This window comes from Halobacillus litoralis, assembly GCF_009856445.1.
Lineage (GTDB): Bacteria > Bacillota > Bacilli > Bacillales > Halobacillaceae > Halobacillus > Halobacillus litoralis.
In genome coordinates this window covers 792180-813543 of sequence record NZ_WMFA01000002.1, presented here as the reverse complement: position 1 = coordinate 813543, position 21364 = coordinate 792180, and the positions used below count along the sequence as shown (strand labels likewise).

General features: G+C 42.9%; 19 protein-coding genes. 1 reads left to right on the top strand and 18 read right to left on the bottom strand.

Annotated features, from left to right (window positions below; translation table 11 throughout):
- Positions 1-2: 2 nt before the first annotated feature.
- A complete protein-coding gene (gene miaA, locus GLW00_RS09335) occupies positions 3-932 on the bottom strand; it encodes a tRNA (adenosine(37)-N6)-dimethylallyltransferase MiaA (RefSeq protein WP_160913327.1) in 930 nt (309 codons plus the stop codon).
- A 185-nt stretch (positions 933-1117) separates the two neighbouring features.
- Between miaA and GLW00_RS09330 the strand changes: the two genes are divergently transcribed.
- Positions 1118-1477, top strand: a complete 360-nt coding sequence (locus GLW00_RS09330; protein ID WP_160913325.1) for a helix-turn-helix domain-containing protein — start codon at positions 1118-1120, stop codon at positions 1475-1477.
- Positions 1478-1586: 109 nt separating this feature from the next.
- Here the strand turns inward: GLW00_RS09330 and mutL are convergent, their stop codons facing one another.
- The 17 genes from mutL to ymfI form a co-directional block, all read right to left on the bottom strand.
- Positions 1587-3449 carry a DNA mismatch repair endonuclease MutL gene (gene mutL / locus GLW00_RS09325; protein WP_160913323.1) on the bottom strand — a complete coding sequence of 621 codons (1863 nt, stop codon included), beginning with the start codon at positions 3447-3449 and terminating at the stop codon, positions 1587-1589.
- A gap of 13 nt (positions 3450-3462) precedes the next feature.
- Positions 3463-6045: a DNA mismatch repair protein MutS gene (gene mutS, locus GLW00_RS09320; RefSeq protein ID WP_160913321.1), complete on the bottom strand. Its 2583-nt coding sequence runs from the start codon at positions 6043-6045 to the stop codon at positions 3463-3465.
- 183 nt (positions 6046-6228) lie between these two features.
- Positions 6229-6804 carry an outer spore coat protein CotE gene (gene cotE, locus GLW00_RS09315; protein WP_115823236.1) on the bottom strand — a complete coding sequence of 192 codons (576 nt, stop codon included), beginning with the start codon at positions 6802-6804 and terminating at the stop codon, positions 6229-6231.
- Positions 6805-6975: 171 nt separating this feature from the next.
- The gene (locus GLW00_RS09310) at positions 6976-7401 is read right to left on the bottom strand and encodes a YlbF/YmcA family competence regulator (protein WP_160913319.1); all 426 of its coding nucleotides are present in this window, start codon (positions 7399-7401) and stop codon (positions 6976-6978) included.
- Positions 7402-8973 (bottom strand): tRNA (N6-isopentenyl adenosine(37)-C2)-methylthiotransferase MiaB, encoded by a 1572-nt coding sequence (miaB, locus tag GLW00_RS09305; RefSeq protein WP_160913317.1) that lies wholly within the window; start codon positions 8971-8973, stop codon positions 7402-7404.
- Positions 8974-9454: 481 nt separating this feature from the next.
- Positions 9455-10630 (bottom strand): glycine C-acetyltransferase, encoded by a 1176-nt coding sequence (locus GLW00_RS09300; protein ID WP_160913316.1) that lies wholly within the window; start codon positions 10628-10630, stop codon positions 9455-9457.
- 18 nt (positions 10631-10648) lie between these two features.
- Positions 10649-11689, bottom strand: a complete 1041-nt coding sequence (tdh, locus tag GLW00_RS09295; RefSeq protein WP_335808457.1) for an L-threonine 3-dehydrogenase — start codon at positions 11687-11689, stop codon at positions 10649-10651.
- 418 nt (positions 11690-12107) lie between these two features.
- The gene (locus tag GLW00_RS09290; protein ID WP_008640081.1) at positions 12108-12368 is read right to left on the bottom strand and encodes a stage V sporulation protein S; all 261 of its coding nucleotides are present in this window, start codon (positions 12366-12368) and stop codon (positions 12108-12110) included.
- Between the two features lie 108 nt (positions 12369-12476).
- Positions 12477-13274: a 2',3'-cyclic-nucleotide 2'-phosphodiesterase gene (gene ymdB / locus GLW00_RS09285; RefSeq protein ID WP_160913314.1), complete on the bottom strand. Its 798-nt coding sequence runs from the start codon at positions 13272-13274 to the stop codon at positions 12477-12479.
- Between the two features lie 87 nt (positions 13275-13361).
- Positions 13362-14924: a ribonuclease Y gene (rny, locus tag GLW00_RS09280; RefSeq protein ID WP_160913312.1), complete on the bottom strand. Its 1563-nt coding sequence runs from the start codon at positions 14922-14924 to the stop codon at positions 13362-13364.
- Between the two features lie 341 nt (positions 14925-15265).
- Entirely contained in the window at positions 15266-16309 is a 1044-nt protein-coding gene (recA, locus tag GLW00_RS09275) for a recombinase RecA (protein WP_160913310.1), read from the bottom strand.
- 166 nt (positions 16310-16475) lie between these two features.
- Positions 16476-17714, bottom strand: a complete 1239-nt coding sequence (locus tag GLW00_RS09270; RefSeq protein ID WP_160913308.1) for a competence/damage-inducible protein A — start codon at positions 17712-17714, stop codon at positions 16476-16478.
- Complete coding sequence (gene pgsA / locus GLW00_RS09265; RefSeq protein ID WP_160913306.1) at positions 17711-18289, bottom strand: CDP-diacylglycerol--glycerol-3-phosphate 3-phosphatidyltransferase; 579 nt, start codon at positions 18287-18289, stop codon at positions 17711-17713. Before pgsA ends, GLW00_RS09270 begins: the two co-directional genes overlap by 4 nt.
- A 116-nt stretch (positions 18290-18405) precedes the next feature.
- Positions 18406-19326 carry a helix-turn-helix domain-containing protein gene (locus GLW00_RS09260; RefSeq protein ID WP_160913304.1) on the bottom strand — a complete coding sequence of 307 codons (921 nt, stop codon included), beginning with the start codon at positions 19324-19326 and terminating at the stop codon, positions 18406-18408.
- Positions 19327-19344: 18 nt separating this feature from the next.
- Positions 19345-20136, bottom strand: a complete 792-nt coding sequence (locus GLW00_RS09255; protein WP_146816339.1) for a DUF3388 domain-containing protein — start codon at positions 20134-20136, stop codon at positions 19345-19347.
- Positions 20137-20329: 193 nt separating this feature from the next.
- Complete coding sequence (locus GLW00_RS09250; RefSeq protein WP_160913302.1) at positions 20330-20590, bottom strand: DUF3243 domain-containing protein; 261 nt, start codon at positions 20588-20590, stop codon at positions 20330-20332.
- A 67-nt stretch (positions 20591-20657) separates the two neighbouring features.
- On the bottom strand, positions 20658-21362 hold the full coding sequence (ymfI, locus tag GLW00_RS09245) for an elongation factor P 5-aminopentanone reductase (RefSeq protein WP_335808456.1): 705 nt from the start codon (positions 21360-21362) through the stop codon (positions 20658-20660).
- Between the last annotated feature and the right edge of the window lie 2 nt (positions 21363-21364).

Sequence of the window (21364 nt, the reverse complement as noted above, 5' to 3'; positions counted from 1 at the left end):
CATTAGTCTATCTTTCCTGCTAAATCGCCTAAAATTGTTTCAAATTTCTCCTTATAGTTTGAAGGAGATACTTCATACCATTGGATTTCCATCTTGTTCTTGAAGTACGTGTACTGACGCTTCGCATAACGTCTGGAATTGCGTTTCAGCAACTCCACTGCTTCCTCCAGGGTACATGAACCTTCAAAGTAAGGAATCAATTCCTTATAACCGATGGCCTGCATCGATTGAACGTCCTGCAACCCCTGTTCATACAGATGCTTTACCTCTTTTACCAAACCTTGTTGAATCATCTGATCGACCCTTTTATTGATACGTTCGTACAATAACTCACGGTCCATCTCCAGTCCAATTAAGATCGGGTTAAAAGGAGATTCATTCTGCTGCTGTTGGTGGCGGTCACTCATTATCCGTCCTGTCGTTTCATAAACTTCTAGTGCCCGCAGCACCCGCCTTTCATTATTCGGGTGAATTTTTTCTGCTTGTTCGGGATCAATTTCAACAAGGCGTTTGTACATATAATCTCTGCCATTTTCTTTCCGCTCTTTTTCAAGCTTCTCCATGATGGCAGGGTTCTTTTTTTGTTCAGAAAAGTGGAAATCAAAAAGTGTTGCTTGTATGTATAAGCCTGTCCCCCCTACCAAAACCGGCAGCTTCCCCCGCTCATGGATTTCTCTGATTAAGGTCTGCACATTCTCCTGGAATTCAGCAACTGAAAACTTCTCATCAGGGTTTTTAAAATCAATCATATGATGCGGAATACCCTGCATCTCCTCTTTAGTTACCTTCGCTGTTCCAATATCCATCGTCCGATAAATCTGCATGGAATCGCCACTGATCACTTCGCCGTCAAAGCGCTGAGCGATCTGGATCCCTAAATTTGATTTTCCGACTGCTGTAGGACCGACCACTGAGATCACCAATGGTTTCATACGCCCACCTCCTTCACACGTCTCTATTATACATGAATGGCTCTACAATCATACCTCAGGCAGTAAACTAACGCAATCCGTTACCAGTACTAACGGTTTCCGTTACAAATATTCAAAATATTCGTTAGTCGTACTATCGCATTTCGTTAGTCTGTGTTATAGTATAGAAAAGGAGGCGTCTTAAAGTGGTTCATGAAAGAATTCGTTCACTTAGAAAAGAAAGACGTTTAACACAATCGATGTTAGCTGAAAAAGTCGGTGTGTCCCCACAAGTCGTGTCGAATTGGGAACGGAGTTACACTTCTCCTGATCTTGATGATCTCACGAAGATTGCTCACGCTCTCCATACCACCGCAGATTATCTCCTCGGTTTAAGTGATGAGCAAGAGGATGAAATGCGGGAAATTAAACAGCTCCTGGAAACGAAAGGTTACTCAAAACCAGTATTTTTCGACAAGAAAGCATGGTTCGGAATTCAGCCGGAGGACATCAAACAGATCGATAACTATTTTCGCTTTCTCCTCCAGCAGAAGAACATCTCCTGATTCCCTACTCTGTCATTCGTACTTATATATAAATTAAATATAAAAATATTATGTAAACAAAACAGCAAACAAAAAAAAGAGAGACTCCCACTTTGGAGTCTCTCTTTTATTACATCACACGCTTGAACATTTTTTCCATTTCATACTCCGAAAAGAATACAATGATCGGCCGTCCATGCGGACAGGTGAAAGGGTCGGTCGACTTTCTCAAGTCTTCCAGAAGTTGAAACATATCCGTGTGGTTCAAATAGTGATTCGCTTTGATCGATCGTTTACACGACATAAGAATCGCCGCTTCTTCTCTTAGTTTAAGAATATCAATCCGGTCTTCCTCCATCAGCTGCTGAATCATTTCATCAATGACTTCCTCTTCAAACCCTTTAGGGAACCATTGAGGGTGACTGCGCACGATATAGGTCGTGTCTCCGAATGGTTCAAAAAACAAACCTACTTTTTCCAGTTCGTCTTTGTACTCTTCCATTCTTAAAGATTCAGCCTTGGACAATTCAAAGGTCATCGGTACAAGCAGTTCCTGTACTTCATGATTCACTTCCGACAGTTTGTCTCTGAAGAATTCATATTTTATCCTTTCTTGAGCCGCATGTTGATCGACAATATACATGCCTTCTTCATTTTGGGCAAGGATGTATGTTCCATGCAGCTGACCTATCGGGTGCATGGTCGGGACTCTTTTCTGTTCATCAGAAGGTTCTTTCGGTTCGAATTTATCTTCAATCTGTACACGTTCCTCTATCACAGAGTCTTCCGAATCGAATGCAGGGACCATCTCTTTGATTAACTCATTCTGATTTTTTTGAAAACCATCCTCTGTGGGGAGTCCCTTCTCACTTTTCACTAAATGGTCCACTGTGGATTCCCGCTCGCGATGCGCATCCTCCTCCCTCGTATGATAGAGGTCGAAGGATTCCTGGGTGGTTTTCTCTTTGGCAGGCTTTGATTGTGGCTGGGCCACATCAGGAATAAGAGTTTGTTTACGAAAGGCCTGACGAACGGTCTCTTCCAGCAAATCATACAATTCCTTTTCCTTACTAAAACGCACTTCCATTTTAGACGGGTGAACGTTGACATCGACAAGAATTGGATCCATGTCTATATTTAATACGACAATCGGGCTTTTACCGATCGGAAGCAGAGTATGATAGCCTTGTAAAACCGCTTTATTTAAGGGAATGCTTCGGATGAAGCGCCCGTTGATGATCGTTGACATATAATTTCTTGAAGCACGGTAAACTTCGGGCTTTGCAATATAACCATCAACTTTAAAGTCCGCCGTTTCCATCTCTATCGGAATCATTTTCTTTGCGACATTCATTCCGTAAATGTTCGCAATAACTTGGAGAAGATCTCCGCGTCCATTCGTCTTGAAAATCTGCTTTTCATTGTGCATGCACAGGAACTGGACTTCCGGATGGGCTAAGGCCAAACGATTTAATACATCTGTCACATGACCGAGCTCTGTGTGGATGGTTTTCATATACTTCAACCGGGCCGGCGTATTGAAAAACAATTCCTCAACCGTAATGTCTGTTCCTTTTCTTGCATCACTTTTCCCTCTGGAGACGAGATGTCCTCCCTCTAAATTCATTTTCGTTCCAGCACTTACCCCCGTAGAGGTCTGAATACTCAATCGGCTCACTGCAGCGATACTTGCAAGTGCTTCTCCGCGAAAGCCAAGGGAACGGACATGGAAAAGGTCGTTTTCATCAAGAATTTTACTCGTTGCATGGCGATGAAAAGCGATTTCGCAGTCCTCTTCCTCCATTCCCGCACCATCATCAGTGATTCGGATTCGCTGCAATCCAGCCTCCATTAAATCGATCTTCACCCATGTGGCACCTGCATCAATACTGTTCTCGACCAGTTCTTTGACAACAGAGGCTGGGCGTTCAACAACTTCTCCGGCCGCTATTTTGTTGGCTAGGTGGTCTGGCATCAGTCGTATCCGCGCCATCTCTGGTCCTCCTTTATGATTTCAAATGTTTTTGCAATTGGTACAATTCATTCATGGCGTCCATCGGAGTCATTTCCATCAAGTCTAATGACTGTAGACGCTTCTCTATATGAGAAGGACCCGGCTTAGCTTCCCTCTTTTTCTCCACCTTCGATTCTTCTACAAACAAGCTTAATTGTTCCTCTTCTTCGGTGGAGACAGGGCCTTCTTTTTTGCCGGTCCCATTTTCAAGCTGATCCAGAAGTGCAGTCGCTCTGTTGATTAATGGATCAGGCAAATGAGCAAGTTTCGCTACATGAATACCGTAACTTTCATCCGCAGGCCCCTCTTTGATCTGGTGAAGGAAGACAACATTACCTTCATACTCTTCGGCACGGACGTGAACGTTTTTTAAACGCTCCAGCTGTTCTTCCAATGAAGTCAACTCATGATAGTGGGTGGAAAATAGCGTTTTGGCATTGATCTCCCCATGAATATATTCGACAATCGCCTGAGCCAGTGCCATGCCATCATACGTACTTGTCCCTCTACCGATTTCATCGAGAAGGATCAGGCTGTTTTCCGTCGCATTCGTCAATGCATGATTTGCCTCCAGCATTTCGACCATAAATGTACTATGACCAGAAACAAGATCATCAGCCGCACCAATTCTTGTGAAAATTTGGTCGAAGACTGGTAAACTCGCAGACTGGCAAGGTACAAATGAACCCATCTGTCCAAGAATGGCCGTCAAAGCAAGCTGGCGCATGTACGTACTCTTACCGGACATGTTCGGCCCTGTAATCAGTAACACATCCGTCTCTTCATTCATGTAAATATCATTCGGAACGAACGTTCCTTCCTGCATAACTTTCTCCACTACAGGGTGACGCCCTTGACGGATGTCCACCACACGTTGTTCACGATACTCCGGTCGTACATACTGGTAGGATTCTGCAACTTGAGCAAAACCCTGCAGCACATCCACGCGGCTGATTTGGTCTGCCAGCTGCTGAAGTCTTTTAACATACGCTTTCACTTTTTCACGAACCTTGAGGAAAAGTTCATACTCAAGCTCTACACTTTTCTCCTGGGCTTCGAGAATCATCGTTTCTCTTTCTTTAAGCTCTGGGGTAATGAAACGTTCCGCATTGGTAAGGGTCTGCTTCCGTTCATATCTACCTTCAGGCAAATGCCTCAAGTTCGCTTTTGTGACTTCGATATAATAGCCGAACACACGATTATAGCCAACTTTCAAAGACTTGATTCCTGTTTCCGTTCGCTCTCTTTGTTCTAACTCTGCGATCCACTGCTTTCCGTTCTTGGAAGCATATCTATAGTCATCTAGCTGTTCATGAAAACCGTCCCTGATCAAGCCTCCCTCTTTTACAGAGATCGGAGGGTCATCCGCGATGCTTTCCTGTAGAAGATCCTTTAATTCTTGGAGTGGATCGACCGTGTCATATAACTTTTCTATGGAAGAGTGGTCAAATTTTGAGAGCGTCGTTAAGATGTCCGGAATATGATTTAAGGAATTTTTCAACTGAATCATATCTCTGGCATTCACATTCCCAAACGCTACCCTTCCAGCTAAACGTTCCAGGTCGTAAACATTCGATAATTCCTCTCTCAGCGTCTCCCGCTCAAAGAATTGATCAAGAAATCCCTCGACCTGATTATGCCTCTCCGCAATGGCATCCGCTGACAACAACGGACGCTCCATCCATTTTTTAAGCATACGCGCGCCCATAGAAGTGACGGTTTTATCGATAACAGAAAGAAGACTTCCTGCTTTTCCTTTCTTTCTAAGGGTTTCTAATAATTCTAAGTTTCTTTTGGAGTACATATCAAGGGTCATGTATTGTTTCAGCTCGATCACTTTCACAGGCTGAAGGTGATCGAGTGACCTTTTTTGGGTATGCTGAATATAATTAAGAAGCCTTCCGAAGCCAACTAATAGCTTCTCCTGATGGACTCCCTCAACAAGAGGTTGGAATTCAGGAGCTATCTCAGTATTGTCCTGATGTGAAACCGTATAATCTAAACGGTCCATCAACATCTGCTTATGCTCGACATCAAAATCATTGGATACCACCACTTCTTTGACCGGCCGGCTGTACAATTCGCTCATCGCCGCGTCAAAACCACCTGGAATAAGGGCCACACTGTTTTCTCCAGTCGTAAGATCGTTGTAACTGACGACGTATGAGCCATCTTCAAATGCGCTCAGTGAGGCAAGGTAGTTGTTTTCTTTTTCATCGAGCATACTGCCTTCCATGACCGTACCCGGTGTGATCAATTGAACGACTTCCCGTTTCACGACCCCTTTCGTCGTTTTCGGATCCTCGACCTGCTCACAAATAGCCACCTTGTACCCTTTTTCAATCAACTGCTTTATGTAATTGTCCGCAGAGTGATAAGGAACTCCACACATAGGGATCCTCCCGTTTGAACCTCCATCCCTGCTGGTCAACGTAATTTCAAGTTCCTGAGATGCTTTCGTTGCATCTTCAAAAAACAATTCATAAAAATCGCCTAACCGGAAAAACAGAAAGGCATCTTTTTGGTCTGCTTTAATTTTTAAATACTGCTGCATCATGGGTGTGTATTGTGCCATAAGGTTAAACCTCCAAAACGTGCATAAGATTCTCCACCCATTATAGCATACGAGGCAAATAATCTTACACGAAACGACATGACTTTCTTATAGGGGAGCTGAATTCCGGTAGTCTATTTTATTTTCAGAACCATGTAGATCAGGCAAAAAAAATTCCTCGCTGAGTCAGCAAGGAATTTTCCATTAATCGTGACTATCGTGATCTTTGTCAGAAGAAGATGGAAGGAAGTCCGTTTCAATGGCTGAAAAATCATCGGATGACAGATCATAATCGTAATCATCATCATGTCCGCATCCATGTGGATCCACTTTCACACACAATTTCGTCTCACCTATGACATCTACAACAAACTCTCTCTCTACTTCCACTACAATCTTTTGGCCGTTTCCTGAGATATTTGCCTCTAAACAATTCGGTTGCTGTACGACCTTAGCAATTACCTCAAAGTCATCATGTACACAATTATCATCTTTCACAGCCAACTTGACGTGATCACAATAGCTGACACGTTCTGTAACGACTTCTGTTTTTGTATTGTCGTTGTACGAATACCAGACGTTCACATCGTAACTGCCAGAGATTTCAACGTGATCTCCTTTCTTCTTGGCATTGTAGATGTGATTGATGACCCAACAACCTAGGATACTTGTCGGACGGTGCGAAGGGCTGATGGTGTGTGTGGATTCTGTAAACTTTTTACCTTTAGCGATTACAGCTTTTGTGATGATCTCTCTGTAATCTCGTTCAAAAAAAGACATAGGGTTTCACTCCTCCTTATTCTACCACCCATCCTATGTTTGGGTTGGGCGAATGGTGACTAGCGGGAAAATGGCCTAAGGACGTGTTTAATTCATTCTATGCACTAGCCCATAAAATTGTACGAAAAAAATCCGCCAGAGGGGGAAAACCCTCTGACGGAAGTGTATGCATCACCGGCTGCAACCATGACTCGATTTATTTGAACCTGTTTCTCCTTGCAGGAGATCCCCGCCTGTTGAACGGATGACTTCATTGGTAACTTCCCGAGAAATCGTGTTTGAAACCATTTGAAGAATATCATTAATAATGGTTTGAGAATCTTTAAATTCTGCAACGACCGGAATCTCATCAAGCTCATCTTGAAGTCGATCAATTTCTTTTTCAATCTTCTGTAGAGCCTCTGTTTTACCATAGGCTTGAAAGTTTACTGCCTGTTTTTGCAAAGCTTTGATTTTCTTAATATGAGATTGAACTTTTTGATTGTCATTTAATTTCGCTTCCAGTTGTTTGAAACGATCGATTTCTTCGATATCTGCCATCATTTTCGCTAATTTTTTTGCTTCTTCTACGACTTCCTGTCTTGTATAATGTGCCATTCATTTCACCTCTGCGTTGATTTCTACTAACTCTCCATCAAGGGACCACGTTTTCGCTTTGGTCACTCTTACGGGTACAATTTGTCCGATTGTAGATTCAGGTGCACGGAAATTAACCAGCTTGTTCCGCTTTGTATACCCAGCTAACACATCTGGGTTATTCTTACTTTCTCCCTCTACAAGGACATCTACAATTTCACCTTCGTATGCTTTCATGGCGTCTGCGGACTGCTGGTTGACGATTTTATTTAATCGCTGCAAACGATCCTTTTTCTCTTCCATTGAAACGTTATCTTTCATCTTAGCTGCAGGAGTGTTCTCCCGTGGAGAATAGATAAATGTATAAGCTGCTTCAAAACCGACTTCTTCCACTAAGGATAATGTATCCTGAAACTGTTCTTCCGTTTCATTCGGAAAACCAACGATGATATCCGTTGTAAGTGTTGCATCCGGCATCGCCACACGAATTTTACGAACAAGTTCAAGATACTCTTCCCGCGAGTATTTCCGGCCCATGATCTTCAAAACATCACTATTCCCCGACTGGACCGGTAGATGGATATGATCAAGCATATTCCCACCTTTGGCAAGTACTTCAATTAAACGATCATCAAAGTCTCTAGGGTGAGATGTTGTAAAACGAACCCGTGGAATATCTATACTCCGAAGTTCATCCATCAAGTCCCCGAGCCCATAGGACATGTCTAAATCTTTTCCATAAGCATTGACATTTTGCCCAAGGAGGGTGATTTCCTTGTACCCTTGAGCCGCCAGGTGTCTCACTTCCTGAATAATGTCCTGTGGCAGACGGCTTCTTTCTTTCCCTCTTGTATATGGAACAATACAATAGGTGCAGAATTTGTCACAGCCATACATGATATTCACCCAGGCCTTGATTTTTCCTTTTCGAGATCTTGGAAGGTTCTCGATAATGTCTCCTTCTTTCGACCACACATCGATCACCATTTCTTTCCCGAACATCGCTTCTTTTACAAGCTGCGGGATTCTATGAATATTGTGTGTACCAAAAATAAGGTCGATAAATGGATGTTTTTTAAGAATTCGGTTTACGACTGACTCTTCCTGTGACATACACCCGCAGATGCCGATGATCAAATTCGGGTTTTCCATTTTCAAAGGCTTCAAATGTCCGATTTCACCGAACACTTTATTTTCTGCATTCTCACGAATAGCACAGGTATTCAATAGGATTATGTCCGCTTCTTTTGTATCTTTCGTGGGTTCATAACCCATTTCTTCAAAAATACCTGCCATAACTTCCGTATCATGTTCGTTCATCTGGCATCCGTATGTACGGATCAAATATTTTTTACCCCTGCCTGCTTGATCCATATCTTCAGGAATTTCAAAATCATAGTGCACGTCCGTTTCCTTACGTTTCCTGCGCTGTGCATCCCTCATGTTCGGAGGTTGGTATGTTGTTTCAAAGTATTTGACAAAATCTTCACTTGTTTTTTGTTTCAATCGATTCAGGTTATCTTGTTCTGCTTTATCATCCGCCTTGGAAGGCTGACGAATTTGTGACATTTCCTTGCGTTGCTGTTCGTTCATAATGATCTCCTTTCAAGCCGAACCTTCTAACTGTACCATTATATCAAGTTTTACAAGATAAATTAAGCGTAAACATAAATTCCACCTTTTTTCATCAGTTTTCCAATCATTTCATTCAACAATTGGGCAGAATTCTTGAAGACTCAGTTTCGAGTCTTTTCGGGTTTCATTGCCGGGGGTGTGCGTCAGGGATGGCTGGGAAGCTTATCCATTCAATGTATGAGTGAAACGAACCCTTCTACCAATTCGGAGGATCTCCACTATCCAAATGTTAGAAGTGTACTGCGCTACGAATCAAGCTTTTACGTATTTTAGAGGTATTCAAATAATCCCCTTCCCTCAACCATACATGCTGTCCCTTGAACCAGCTCAAAATCTCGCAACTGATTATTCAAGAAAAGGAAGTGTTCGTTTAATAGAAGGGTTACTGTTTATAAAAAAAGAAGCCAGCTATGCGACTCCATAGCTGGCTTCTTTAATATTACAAGATTCCTAATTTCTTACCGACTTTTTCGAAGGCATCGAGAGCTTCTTGAAGTTCTTCTTTGGAATGTTCTGCTGTAACAATTGTACGCACGCGTCCTTTTCCACGCTGGACCGTAGGGAAGACGATTCCTTGTGCGAATACTCCTTCTGCGAACAATTCATCAGAGAATTTGTGAGTAAGAGCATCGTCCCCGACCATTACTGGAGTTACTGGTGTTTCACTGATGCCCGTATCAAACCCTAGAGCGTTCAAACCATCTTTGAAGAATTTTGTATTGTCCCAAAGTTTTTCGATCAGTTCCGGCTCCTCCAACAATACATCAATCGCTGCATCATTCGCTGCCGTAACTGCTGGCGGGTGGGATGTACTGAACAAGAATGGACGACCTTTGTGTATTAAGTAATCTCTAAGGGTTTTTGTACTTGCCACATACCCGCCAAGTACTCCAATGGCTTTACTTAATGTACCTACTTGGATATGGACCCTGCCATCAAGATTGAAGTGGTTGACCGTACCGCGCCCATTATCACCTAGAACTCCACTAGCATGTGCATCATCCACCATAACAAGAGCATCATACTTTTCAGCAAGCTCTACGATTTCTGGTAGCGGTGCGATATTGCCATCCATGGAAAAGACACCATCAGTAACGACTAAACGTGTACGATAGTCGCCGCTTTCTTTCAACGCCGACTCTAGCGACTCCATGTCCACATGCTTATAAATTTTACGGTCCGCTTTTGTTAAACGAATTCCATCAATGATTGAAGCGTGATTTAACTCATCAGAAATGACTACATCTTCTTTACCTAGAATAGAAGACAAGACACCCTGGTTTGTTGTGAAGCCGGACTGAAATACTAAAGCAGCTTCTGTATGCTTGAATTTCGCTAATTTTTCTTCAAAATCTTCATGCATTTTCAAAGTACCTGCGATCGTACGAACTGAACCTGTTCCTACTCCGTATTCTTCATTAGCTTTTTCAGCTGCTTCTTTCATCCTCGGGTGAGAGGTCAGTCCCAGATAGTTATTAGAAGAAAGTTGAATTACTTCTTTTCCTTTGATTGTCACTTTGGAACCTTGTGCAGATTCGAGAGGAATCAACGTACGGAATGTTCCTTCTTCCTGCATTTCATTTAGTTCTTTTTGCAAATATTCAAAGCCTTTCATAAAACATCCTCCTTACAATTATGGGTGTAAAACTACTTTTCCACATTGACCCTGATTCATCAAGTCAAAGCCCTTCTCGAACTCTTCAAGCTTCATATGGTGAGTAATCAGTGGAGCAACATCCACCTGTTTAGACTGAAGAAGGCGGGAAACCTGCTGCCACGTTTCGTACATTTTCCTTCCAGTAATCCCTTGAACCTCAACACCTTTGAATACGATATCATTCGTAACATCAAGGCTGACTCTCTTTGTAGGTAGGCTTAGAATGGAAACGCGGCCTCCATTCGTAATCATCTTAAATCCTTGATCCATCGCTACGGGATGGCCACTCATTTCACAAACCACGTCTACCCCATGACCATCTGTTAACTCTCTTGCTTTTTTTACAGGATCTATTTCACCAGAATGAATCACGGTTGTCGCTCCCATTTTCTCAGCAAGTTCAAGGCGGTACGGATTCAAATCAAAAGCAAGCACTTGAGATGCTCCAGCTGCCTTGGCAACGCCTACAGCCATCAACCCAATGGGACCACATCCGATGATAGCTACTGATTTTCCTGCTACATCGCCATTTAAAACCGTATGTACAGCATTCCCCATCGGCTCTTGAATGGAAGCGATGTCTGTTGGCATATCTTCCAGATTTTTCCAAAGGTTGTCGGCGGGAAGAGCTACATATTCAGCAAAACAACCTTGGGTATCCACACCAATAATTTTAGTGTTTTCACAAATGTGGAATTTACCCGTCAAACACTGAGGACAGTGGCCACAAATAAGGTGAGTCTCTGCACTAACATAGTCACCAGTTTGGAAATTATGAACCTTACTTCCTACTTCCACAATCTCCCCTGAGAATTCATGACCGAAAACATATGGGGGTTTAACGCGGCTTTCAGACCACTCATCCCAATTATATATATGGACATCCGTCCCACAAATCGATGTTGCTTTCACACGAATTAATACTTCATCATCACGGATCTCAGGAATAGCAACTTCTTGCATTTGCGCTCCCGGACCTCGGTGATGCTTAACGATCGCTTTCATCGTTCCATTCACAGTGAACACTCCTAACCTAAGTAAATCATTATTAAACCTCTTATAAAAACAATAGTAACATGTATTGCGTAAAACGCAAATCTACCTGTCCACTGTATAAATACAAACGCTTATATTCTGCAAACTTTCTAGCAGCCTCTAGCAACTATCCATATTTATTACATTAAGTACTATTCTTTAGTATCTGATTTGGTATCTTTAAGCGCGGACGGGCCATAGTCTGCAAACTCAGAACCACCGTTGTTTCTTAAGCAGATCATCTTCACAGCTTTCTATTACATCATAATAAAAAAAGACGTACTCAATTGTGAGTACGTCTTCTGCTCCATTCTATTTTTCTTTCATTCACAACGACAAGCTATCCGCTAGCAAATATCGTAAGTACACGAAACTGATAAAAAAGCCGGAACTTATAAGTTCATCGAGGTTCGACGATCAACTTAATCGCTGTCCGTTCCTCCTCGTCGATCATGATATCTGTAAATGCCGGAATACAAATCAAGTCCATGCCACTTGGGGCGACAAACCCGCGGGCGATGGCAACGGCTTTAACTGCTTGATTCAATGCTCCTGCTCCGATCGCTTGAATTTCGGCCGTCCCGCGCTCTCTTACTACGTTGGCCAAGGCTCCTGCTACTGAATTAGGTACGGATTTGGCTGATACTTTTAAGACTTCCATTACTAGCTCCTCCTTCAATCACTATAGTTGTTCCATAACTACTATATTCTTGGAGATGTAGGATATTACCTTTTCATTATGAATGAATTTGTCGCAAAATTCAAATAATCACTCAAAGAATGGATGGTCATCATTAATTAAAATACGCTGTACTTTCGTAGACTTTCCTGTCTTATCATCTACATCCACCAAGAAGGCACTCAGTTGTGCTCTTCCCTTTTTTGGAACTTCAAAACGTACAGGTAAGTTTGTAAGAAAACGCTTCAAAACGGCTTCACGTTCCATTCCTAAAATTCCGTCATATGGCCCTGTCATACCTACGTCAGTAATATAGCCCGTACCACCCGGCAGAATTCTTTCATCTGCGGTCTGTATATGGGTGTGTGTCCCAACGTTTACACTCACTCTGCCATCTACATACCAGCCCATCGCCTGCTTTTCACTTGTTGCTTCCGCATGAAAATCCAGAAAAATAATAGATGTTCGTTTTTTAGCTTCTTCGATCAGCTCATCAATTTTTCTAAATGGATCATCATTCGGAGACAAAAACGTACGTCCTTGTAAGTTAATAACGGCGACCTCACCCTTAGGGGTTTTGACAAAAGTGATACCTTTTCCTGGCGTGCCTTCAGGGTAATTGGCTGGCCGGACGAGATATTGTGCGTCGTCAATAAATTCAAAGATCTCCTTTTTATCCCATGCATGGTTACCGAGTGTTACGGCCTGAGCACCTTTTTCAAGGAACCGACGGTAAATCTTTTCGGTAATACCTTTTCCGGAAGCTGCATTTTCACCGTTCACAATCGTCACAGCAGGCTGATATTTCTGCTTGAGTTTCGGTAAGTATTCATCAACCATTTCACGTCCTGGTGAACCTACGACATCACCTATGAATAAAATTCTCATTTAACAAAAACCTTCCTTCCACAATCGTTTCTTTATTGTCCCCGTAAAAACAGAAATGAAGCGACCCAGAAGGCCGCTTCATTCATTTTATTTCGCATACTCCACAGAACGTGTTTCACGAATAACGGTAACTTTAATATGACCTGGATAATCGAGTTCTCCCTCGATTCGATTTCGAATATCTCGTGCTAATCTTGTTGCTTCAAGATCATCAATTTCATCAGGACGAACCATGATGCGAACTTCGCGTCCAGCTTGGATCGCGAAAGATTTCTCTACGCCATCGTAAGACTCTGAAATCTCTTCCAGTTTTTCAAGACGTTTGATGTAATTCTCTAAGGTTTCACTTCTGGCTCCAGGACGTGCCGCGGAAAGAGCATCGGCAGCAGCCACAAGTACAGAAATGATTGAAGTCGGCTCTTCATCACCATGGTGGGATGCCACAGCATTGATAACCGTTTCATTCTCTTTGTACTTCATCGCCAGTTCTTTACCGATTTCCACGTGGCTTCCTTCAACTTCATGGTCAATAGCTTTACCAATATCATGAAGCAGACCTGCACGACGGGCCAGGGTTTCATCTTCTCCAAGTTCGGCAGCTAACAAACCAGAAAGGTAGGCGACTTCCATTGAGTGTTTCAAGACGTTTTGTCCGTAACTGGTACGGTACTTCAGACGTCCTAAAATCTTAATCAGATCTGGGTGGAGACCATGAACACCTACTTCGAATGTCGTTTGTTCACCAACTTCTCTGATGTAATCATCAACTTCTCGTCTAGACTTGTCCACCATCTCTTCAATACGAGCCGGGTGAATTCGTCCATCCTGCACCAACTTCTCAAGGGCCATTCTTGCTGTTTCTCGTCGAATTGGATCAAACCCTGAAAGGATGACGGCCTCTGGAGTATCGTCAATAATCAAGTCAATGCCTGTTAATGTCTCTAAAGTACGAATGTTCCGGCCTTCACGTCCGATGATACGGCCTTTCATTTCGTCATTAGGGAGATTGACCACGGAAACGGTCGTTTCAGCTACATGATCCGCTGCACAACGCTGAAGGGCAAGAGAAAGAATGCTTTTCGCTTTCTTATCCGCTTCTTCCTTCGCGCGGTTTTCCGCTTCCTTAATCATAAGCGCTGACTCATGCGATACCTCTTGTTCGACGCGTTCTAAAATCATCTGCTTCGCCTGGTCTGATGTTAAGCTTGAAATACGTTCAAGCTCTGTTTGTTGTTCTTGAAGCATAGCTTTCACTTTGCTTTCCATTTCTTCAATTTGTTGTTGTCTCTCGGCAAGAGTCCCTTCTTTCTTTTCGAGTGAAAGATCACGTTGGTCAAGCGTTCCACTCTTACGATCAAGATTCTCTTCTTTCTGAGTTAAACGATTTTCAGTTTTCTGCAGGTCCATGCGGCGCTCACGAATTTCGTTCTCCGCTTCCTGGCGAAATTTCTGGTTCTCTTCTTTCGCTTCAAGAAGAGCTTCCTTCTTGGCTGATTCAGCATTGCGATGACCTTCTTCCACAATCTGTTTCGCAAGGTCCTCAGCACTGGAAATTTTCGCCTCCGCAATCGATTTCCGAATAAGATAACCAACAACAGAACCGATGATAAGGGCAAGCAAAATGAAGATGAGCGAGGATATTATATCCATAATTTCACCTCCTCTTGCTATGAACTTGGTCCGTTTGTCGGCAATTACAAACGTTTCATTTTCAGTTTCATTTGTTTAAGATAAGGGTATAAAGATGAAAATGATACACATTCATTTTATGCTTGACTATACGGAATGTCAAGGAAACGCCCTATGTATCTGCTAACATATTCAAATATTTAAAAATGTCAGTCTATTCATTTCGCATTTTCAGACCTAATTTCTTTAAAAATGATGTGAAACAAGCCCAAAAATAGTTTTTTTTGGATTTGGAAAAACCTATACCTATGAAAAAATCGAGTATGAAACAGTGGTTTCATACTCGATTTTTCTTTAAACAGTTAGACGTCCAGCGTTTCCTGACTTTCTTTATTGTTGGCATCTCCAGCTTCTTCATCTGCTTCCATGCCGTAATGGTCTCGAATCAGTTTTTTCACTTCTTCATAGACTTCTACATTTTCTTTCAGGAATTGCTTGGCATTCTCACGGCCCTGACCGAGTCTATCATCTTTATACGAATACCAGGAACCACTCTTCTGGATGAGATCAAGGTCTGTCCCGATATCAAGAAGTTCTCCTTCTCGGGAAATTCCTTCTCCGTACATAATATCCACTTCCGCCTGTCTGAAAGGAGGGGCTACTTTGTTTTTGACCACTTTCAAACGGGTTTTGTTTCCGACCATTTCGTTTCCTTGTTTCAAAGTCTCCGCACGACGGACTTCCAGACGAACAGAAGAATAGAACTTCAAGGCACGTCCACCAGGGGTTGTTTCAGGGTTACCGAACATTACTCCCACTTTTTCACGAATTTGGTTAATAAAGATGGCCGTCGTTTTCGATTTGTTGATAGCTCCGGAAAGCTTACGAAGCGCCTGAGACATCAAACGGGCCTGCAAACCGACGTGGGCGTCACCCATTTCCCCTTCAATCTCAGCTTTTGGTACAAGTGCTGCTACAGAGTCGATGACAACCATATCTACTGCACCACTACGGACTAGGGCCTCTGCAATTTCAAGCGCCTGCTCTCCCGTATCCGGTTGAGATAGTAGAAGCTCTTCAATATCTACGCCCAACGCTCTTGCATAGACAGGGTCTAAGGCATGCTCCGCATCGATGAAGGCCGCCTGGCCGCCTTTTCTTTGAGCTTCAGCAATCGCGTGAAGCGCGACTGTTGTTTTACCAGAGGATTCTGGTCCATAAATTTCTACAATTCTACCTCGCGGGTATCCTCCTACTCCAAGTGCCACATCAAGAGCAAGGGATCCACTTGGGACCGTGTTCACTCTCTGCTCAGCACTTTCACCAAGCTTCATAATGGAGCCTTTTCCGAATTGTTTTTCTATTTGACGCAATGCCATATCTAACGCTTGTTTACGATCGCTCATTATATACCGCCTTTCAATATTTCTAACCCTATCATAACTTGTTTTGGATCGTTTGCCAACTAAAAAGCGAATAAATGTTCCCTTTTTTTATAAAGAAGAAAAGGTGCAATTTTTTTATTTCTCCTACGTGAAATTATCAAAACTGCACCTTTTTATCAATGAAAAATCATTTTTTCAATCTTAGGAAAATCATTTCGTACGCCTTTTTCACAGCTCTCACTCTCACTTGTTCCCGTCCACCGTCGAAATGAAATTTATGAACTTCAGGTTTCCTCTCCCCTATTTGAAGACCGATGAAGACAGTGCCTGGTTCATGTCCTTCACTGGCATCCGGACCTGCAACACCCGTGAAACTGACCACCACATCTACATCTAAGTTCGCTTGGGCATTCAAAGCCATCATTTCCGCACATTCATGACTGATGGTTCCATATTTCTTTATGAGGAATTTGGGAACCTGAAGTATTCTTTCTTTCATCTCAGGAGTATAGACGGTATAGCCACCCTGACAGACGGATGAAGCACCAGGAAGTGCGATCAGACGTTCCAAGAACCTCCCACCGGTAAAGCTTTCTGCCGATCCGATTTTGAGACTCTTTTCTTTAAGAAGATCTCTAACCTTCTCTTCAATGGTAATCGCATCACTGCCGTAATAATATTTGCCGACATGGGTTAGAATTTCAGTTTTAAGCGAAAGGATTTTTTCCTTCGCCTGCTCAGTGGATTCCCCTGTCGCCGTCAGCCTTAGACCCACTTCTCCCTCAGATGCAAGCGGGGCAATGGTTGGATTGGTTTGAGATTTAATGAAAGACTGAAGCTTCGTTTCTAAATCCGATTCACCGATCCCGATAAAACGCATCATTTCTGACACGATTTGGGATTCAATATGGTAATTATTCTGTAAGTAAGGAATGATATACTCATCCATTATATACTTCATTTCTCTAGGGACACCTGGCAGGAAGACCCACACGGTATCCTCATGCTTTACCAGTTGACCAGGAGCCATCCCCTCTAAATTTTGAAAGACGGAAGCACTCTCAAACACACGCGCCTGTTTACGATTGTTCTCTGACATAAACTTTTGATTTCGTTGATAATAGCTCTTGATCTTCTCCATAGAATCTTCATGTTCGACCAATTCCTGATCAAAAACGAGTTGAGCGGCATCCAGTGTCAAGTCATCTTCGGTAGGGCCGAGCCCGCCTGTGACAATAACAAGATCAGCCCTTTTTTCCGCCAATGCGAAAGAATCAGTTACCCTCTTCAGGTTATCTCCAACAACAGTGTGATGATAAACGGAATGCCCAAGTGTCGCAAGCCGGCTTGAGATCCACTGAGCATTTGTATTCGCAATTTGACCTAATAGTAATTCTGTACCGACGCCTATTATTTCTGCTCTCATTTAGAATCCCTCATTACATGCCAATTTTTTTTGAAGTAATCGTAACCAGAGTACACGGTAATTATTAAAGCCAAGTATAGCGCGATCATTCCCAGAGGGAACCCGATGAAAGCGAAAGGCCAATTATGCAGGAGCAGAAGGGAAATAGCGATGATTTGGATCCATGTCTTCAGTTTTCCCATTTGGCTTGCTGCAAGGACACTGCCCTCTCCTGCGGCCACCAGACGAAGCCCCGTCACTGCGAACTCACGACTGATAATCAATATGACGATCCAGGCGGGTGCAAGACCGATCTCAACTAGTAAGATGAGGGCTGCACTGACTAATAGCTTGTCAGCTAAAGGATCTAGAAACTTTCCTAAGTTAGTGACAAGGTTATACTTCCTTGCAATATACCCGTCAATCCAGTCAGTTGTAGAAGCTATAATAAATAGCAAAGCACCTGCTAAGTGGGCGACGGGTAACTCACGCCCTTCCATTTGGAAGGTACCCCAGTCAAATGGAACACTCATAAGGATGATAAAAATTGGAATAAGGAAAATTCTTGATAAAGTAATTTTGTTTGGTAAATTCATACGTTCACTCTCCTAACAGTCATTTCAATACATCAAAGGCTGCCCGTCCAAGAAGAATGGTTTTCATTCTTCAAATGAAACGCAGGGGCAGCCTAGTCATGATTATATTCAGTTTCTTAGTTGAATTGCAACAATAGTTTCTGCGTGGATACTTCCGGGTTAGGATAAGGGACTTTCTTACCGCCGATCGTAACGATAGTTCCCGGTGCATTTCCAGTCTTAATGTACAATTCAGCTTTGTCTCCTAAATCAAGGGTGATAGGCGAATCCTCGGCGGTGTATTCCTTTGCTGTCACAAGGTCTTCACCACTCTTAGGAGCTTGTACTTCCATGTAGGCTCTCCCTGTCAACTCGATGTTAACGGTACGTTCAGTCGTGCCGCTGACATCGTAGGTGTGCTCCGGAAAAGAACCTGTCCCTTCCTGAACCAATTGAATATCTACCTCTTCTTCTTCTTCCTCTACAGGAGTTTCCTCATCTTCTTCAGCTGATGTTTCTTCTTCAGCTGATTCTGTAGATTCACTTCCATCCTCAGTGTCTTTCGCTTCTTCCTGATCGGCGGAAGTCTCGCTCTCAGAATTCTCAGGCACACTGATTTCATTGTTGGAACCATTGTCTGTTGCTGGATTTTCACCTTCAGCCCCGCTCATATTCTGCCATACGAGCCACACGACAAAGATTAAACCAATGATTAAGCCAACGGTTAAAATCGTAGGCAGAACACGGGAGGATGGCCCACTTTTCTGTGTCGCTTCCTTTTTAGTCCTCTGGACACGGCTGTATTGTACCGAACTCTCCTCATCGAAGGTCGGAAGCTCCCCTTTGTGTTCTTCCATGACCACTTCTGGATCTAATCCGACCGCAGAGGCATACTCCCTGATAAACGCCCGAGTATAGAATTTTCCAGGCAGCACTTGAAACTCATTCTTTTCAATTGCCTGTAGGTAGCGTTTTTGTATTTTTGTCGTCTCTTGCAGCGATTCTAAAGAAAGGCCCTTCGATTCACGGGCTTCCCTTAGTCTTTCTCCAATCTCCATGTTAACACCATCCAATTTCTAAAAATCGAACATGGAAAAACCTTCATTCATAGACATCTCTTGTTTTTCCACAGGTTCATAAGTAATTTCTTCATCTTCGTTATTCCGAAGTTCGATAATATAATCAAAGTCATCCATCGTATATTCTGTTTCCTGAACAAAAATGTCCGGATGTTCAATGACTTTCGTTGCGGGAAGTCTCATGATCTCGCGCACAAGCTGCCAGTGTTTTTCATTCGCTCTTTTAGCAGATACAATCCCATCGATGATGTATAGGTTGTCTTCACTGTACTCTTCGTCGATCAATTGGTTACGTACGGTCTGCTTTAAAAGCGTACTGGAAACGAATAACCATCGTTTGTTTGCACATACACTCGCTGCCACGACAGACTCCGTTTTTCCTACTCGGGGCATCCCACGGATCCCAATCAGTTTATGCCCATCTTTCATAAAGAGCTCTGCCATGAAATCAACCAGTAACCCCAGGTCCTCCCGGTTGAAACGGAATGTTTTACGATCATCCACATCGCTATGTATATAACGTCCATGCCTCACTGCCAAACGATCTCTCAATTTCGGCCGGCGTAACTTTGTCACCTTAATTGTATCCATTGTATTTAAAATCGATCTCAACCGTGTGATTTGTTCTTCATCTTTACATAAGAGCAGCATGCCACGGTGTGAATTTTCTACACCATTGATGGTAACGATGTTAATCGCCATCATCCCAAGCAATGAGGAGATGTCCCCAAGCAATCCTGGGCGGTTATATTGGATTTCATATTCTAAGTACCATTCTTTTTTTTCCATAATACAACTCCTCTGAGAAATTGTCGTTATTTGTCAAAGTCGAGTGATTTATGGAATTTTTCACTCTCTATCTATCATAAAGGATTTTTTCTAAATAGGAAAGGACGATCCCCCATAAACATACAAAAATTGAAAAAGCTTGGGTTCACCAAAAAAAAATCCGCACAGACATCTGTGCGGATTGATGACGAGGTTAAGCTTGGTTTCCTTCGTTTTGGACCATCTTCACCATCATATTAGCGATGGCGTGTTGCTCTTTTTCATCTGCTACGTTCCAAAGATCACGCAAGACAGCTTCCTGCTCATTCTTCGCATCAACGGAGTTGGCTAAATAACCACCAATTTCATAAGCAAGTTCAGAAACCGCTTGTTCTTGCATCCCTTGACCTTTCGCCTGATGTAAGCGATCCCCCAAGAAATCCTTCCAAGAATCGAAATTATCGAGAACAGACATGATGTAACCTCCTCTGAATTTTTTCATGCTTAGTATGAGAAGGAAACAGGGATCTTATGCAACAGAATTAAGTCCAACCACCATCGACTTGGATCACTTGCCCCGTTATATAACTGGATTTGTCACTCAACAAAAAGCCAGCCAGGTCTGCGACTTCCTCAGGTGTTCCGGATCGTCCAAGAGGAATGTCGTCCTCAAGGAAGTCCAATTCTTCCTGATTAAGATGTGCGTTCATCTTTGTCGCAATTAAGCCTGGGGCAATACTGTTGACTCGAATTCCACTTGGGGCCACTTCCTTTGCAAGACCTTTCACAAAGCTGTTCTGCGCACCTTTTACAGAGCTGTAAATAACCTCCATACTGGCACCTTCAAGACCGAAAATCGAACTGATGACAAGAATATTGCCCTTCTTCTTTCGAATCATATATGGAATTACTTTGTGAGCAATCATCCACAAAGATTTAACGTGAACCAAATAAAGTTCGTCCATCTCACTGGATTTCATATCCTGGAACAAACCACTGTACATTTGACCACCAGCAAAGATCATAGCGTCCCAATCTTCATCAATTTGATCTAAAAGTACATGAATACCTTCTAAGGTAGAGAGGTCTGCTCCATATGCCCCGGCCCACTGAGCATCAGGGATCTGCTTTTTGCTTTCTTTAATGGTTTTTTCACTATGATTGTAGTGCAGACCAACGGAATAGCCCTGCTCAACCACACGTTGCACGATTGCCTGACCAATTCCTCCGCTGGCCCCAATGATCAAGC

Bases quoted from the DNA above. Each gene is read 5' to 3' on its own strand.
- miaA (WP_160913327.1), bottom strand. From the start codon at position 932: ATGAAACCATTGGTGATCTCAGTGGTCGGTCCTACAGCAGTCGGAAAA.
- GLW00_RS09290 (WP_008640081.1), bottom strand. From the start codon at position 12,368: ATGGAAGTCTTAAAAGTATCAGCCAAATCCGTACCTAATTCAGTAGCA.
- rny (WP_160913312.1), bottom strand. From the start codon at position 14,924: ATGGATATAATATCCTCGCTCATCTTCATTTTGCTTGCCCTTATCATC.
- GLW00_RS09300 (WP_160913316.1), bottom strand. From the start codon at position 10,630: ATGAAAGGCTTTGAATATTTGCAAAAAGAACTAAATGAAATGCAGGAA.
- GLW00_RS09270 (WP_160913308.1), bottom strand. From the start codon at position 17,714: ATGAGAGCAGAAATAATAGGCGTCGGTACAGAATTACTATTAGGTCAA.
- ymdB (WP_160913314.1), bottom strand. From the start codon at position 13,274: ATGAGAATTTTATTCATAGGTGATGTCGTAGGTTCACCAGGACGTGAA.
- mutS (WP_160913321.1), bottom strand. From the start codon at position 6,045: ATGGCACAATACACACCCATGATGCAGCAGTATTTAAAAATTAAAGCA.
- miaB (WP_160913317.1), bottom strand. From the start codon at position 8,973: ATGAACGAACAGCAACGCAAGGAAATGTCACAAATTCGTCAGCCTTCC.
- GLW00_RS09255 (WP_146816339.1), bottom strand. From the start codon at position 20,136: ATGGAAAAAAAAGAATGGTACTTAGAATATGAAATCCAATATAACCGC.
- GLW00_RS09260 (WP_160913304.1), bottom strand. From the start codon at position 19,326: ATGGAGATTGGAGAAAGACTAAGGGAAGCCCGTGAATCGAAGGGCCTT.
- GLW00_RS09310 (WP_160913319.1), bottom strand. From the start codon at position 7,401: ATGGCACATTATACAAGACAGGAAGTCGTAGAAGAAGCAAAAAAATTA.
- pgsA (WP_160913306.1), bottom strand. From the start codon at position 18,289: ATGAATTTACCAAACAAAATTACTTTATCAAGAATTTTCCTTATTCCA.
- GLW00_RS09250 (WP_160913302.1), bottom strand. From the start codon at position 20,590: ATGTCTGTTCTCGATAATTTCGATTCTTGGAAGGATTTCTTGGGGGAT.
- recA (WP_160913310.1), bottom strand. From the start codon at position 16,309: ATGAGCGATCGTAAACAAGCGTTAGATATGGCATTGCGTCAAATAGAA.
- mutL (WP_160913323.1), bottom strand. From the start codon at position 3,449: ATGGCGCGGATACGACTGATGCCAGACCACCTAGCCAACAAAATAGCG.
- cotE (WP_115823236.1), bottom strand. From the start codon at position 6,804: ATGTCTTTTTTTGAACGAGATTACAGAGAGATCATCACAAAAGCTGTA.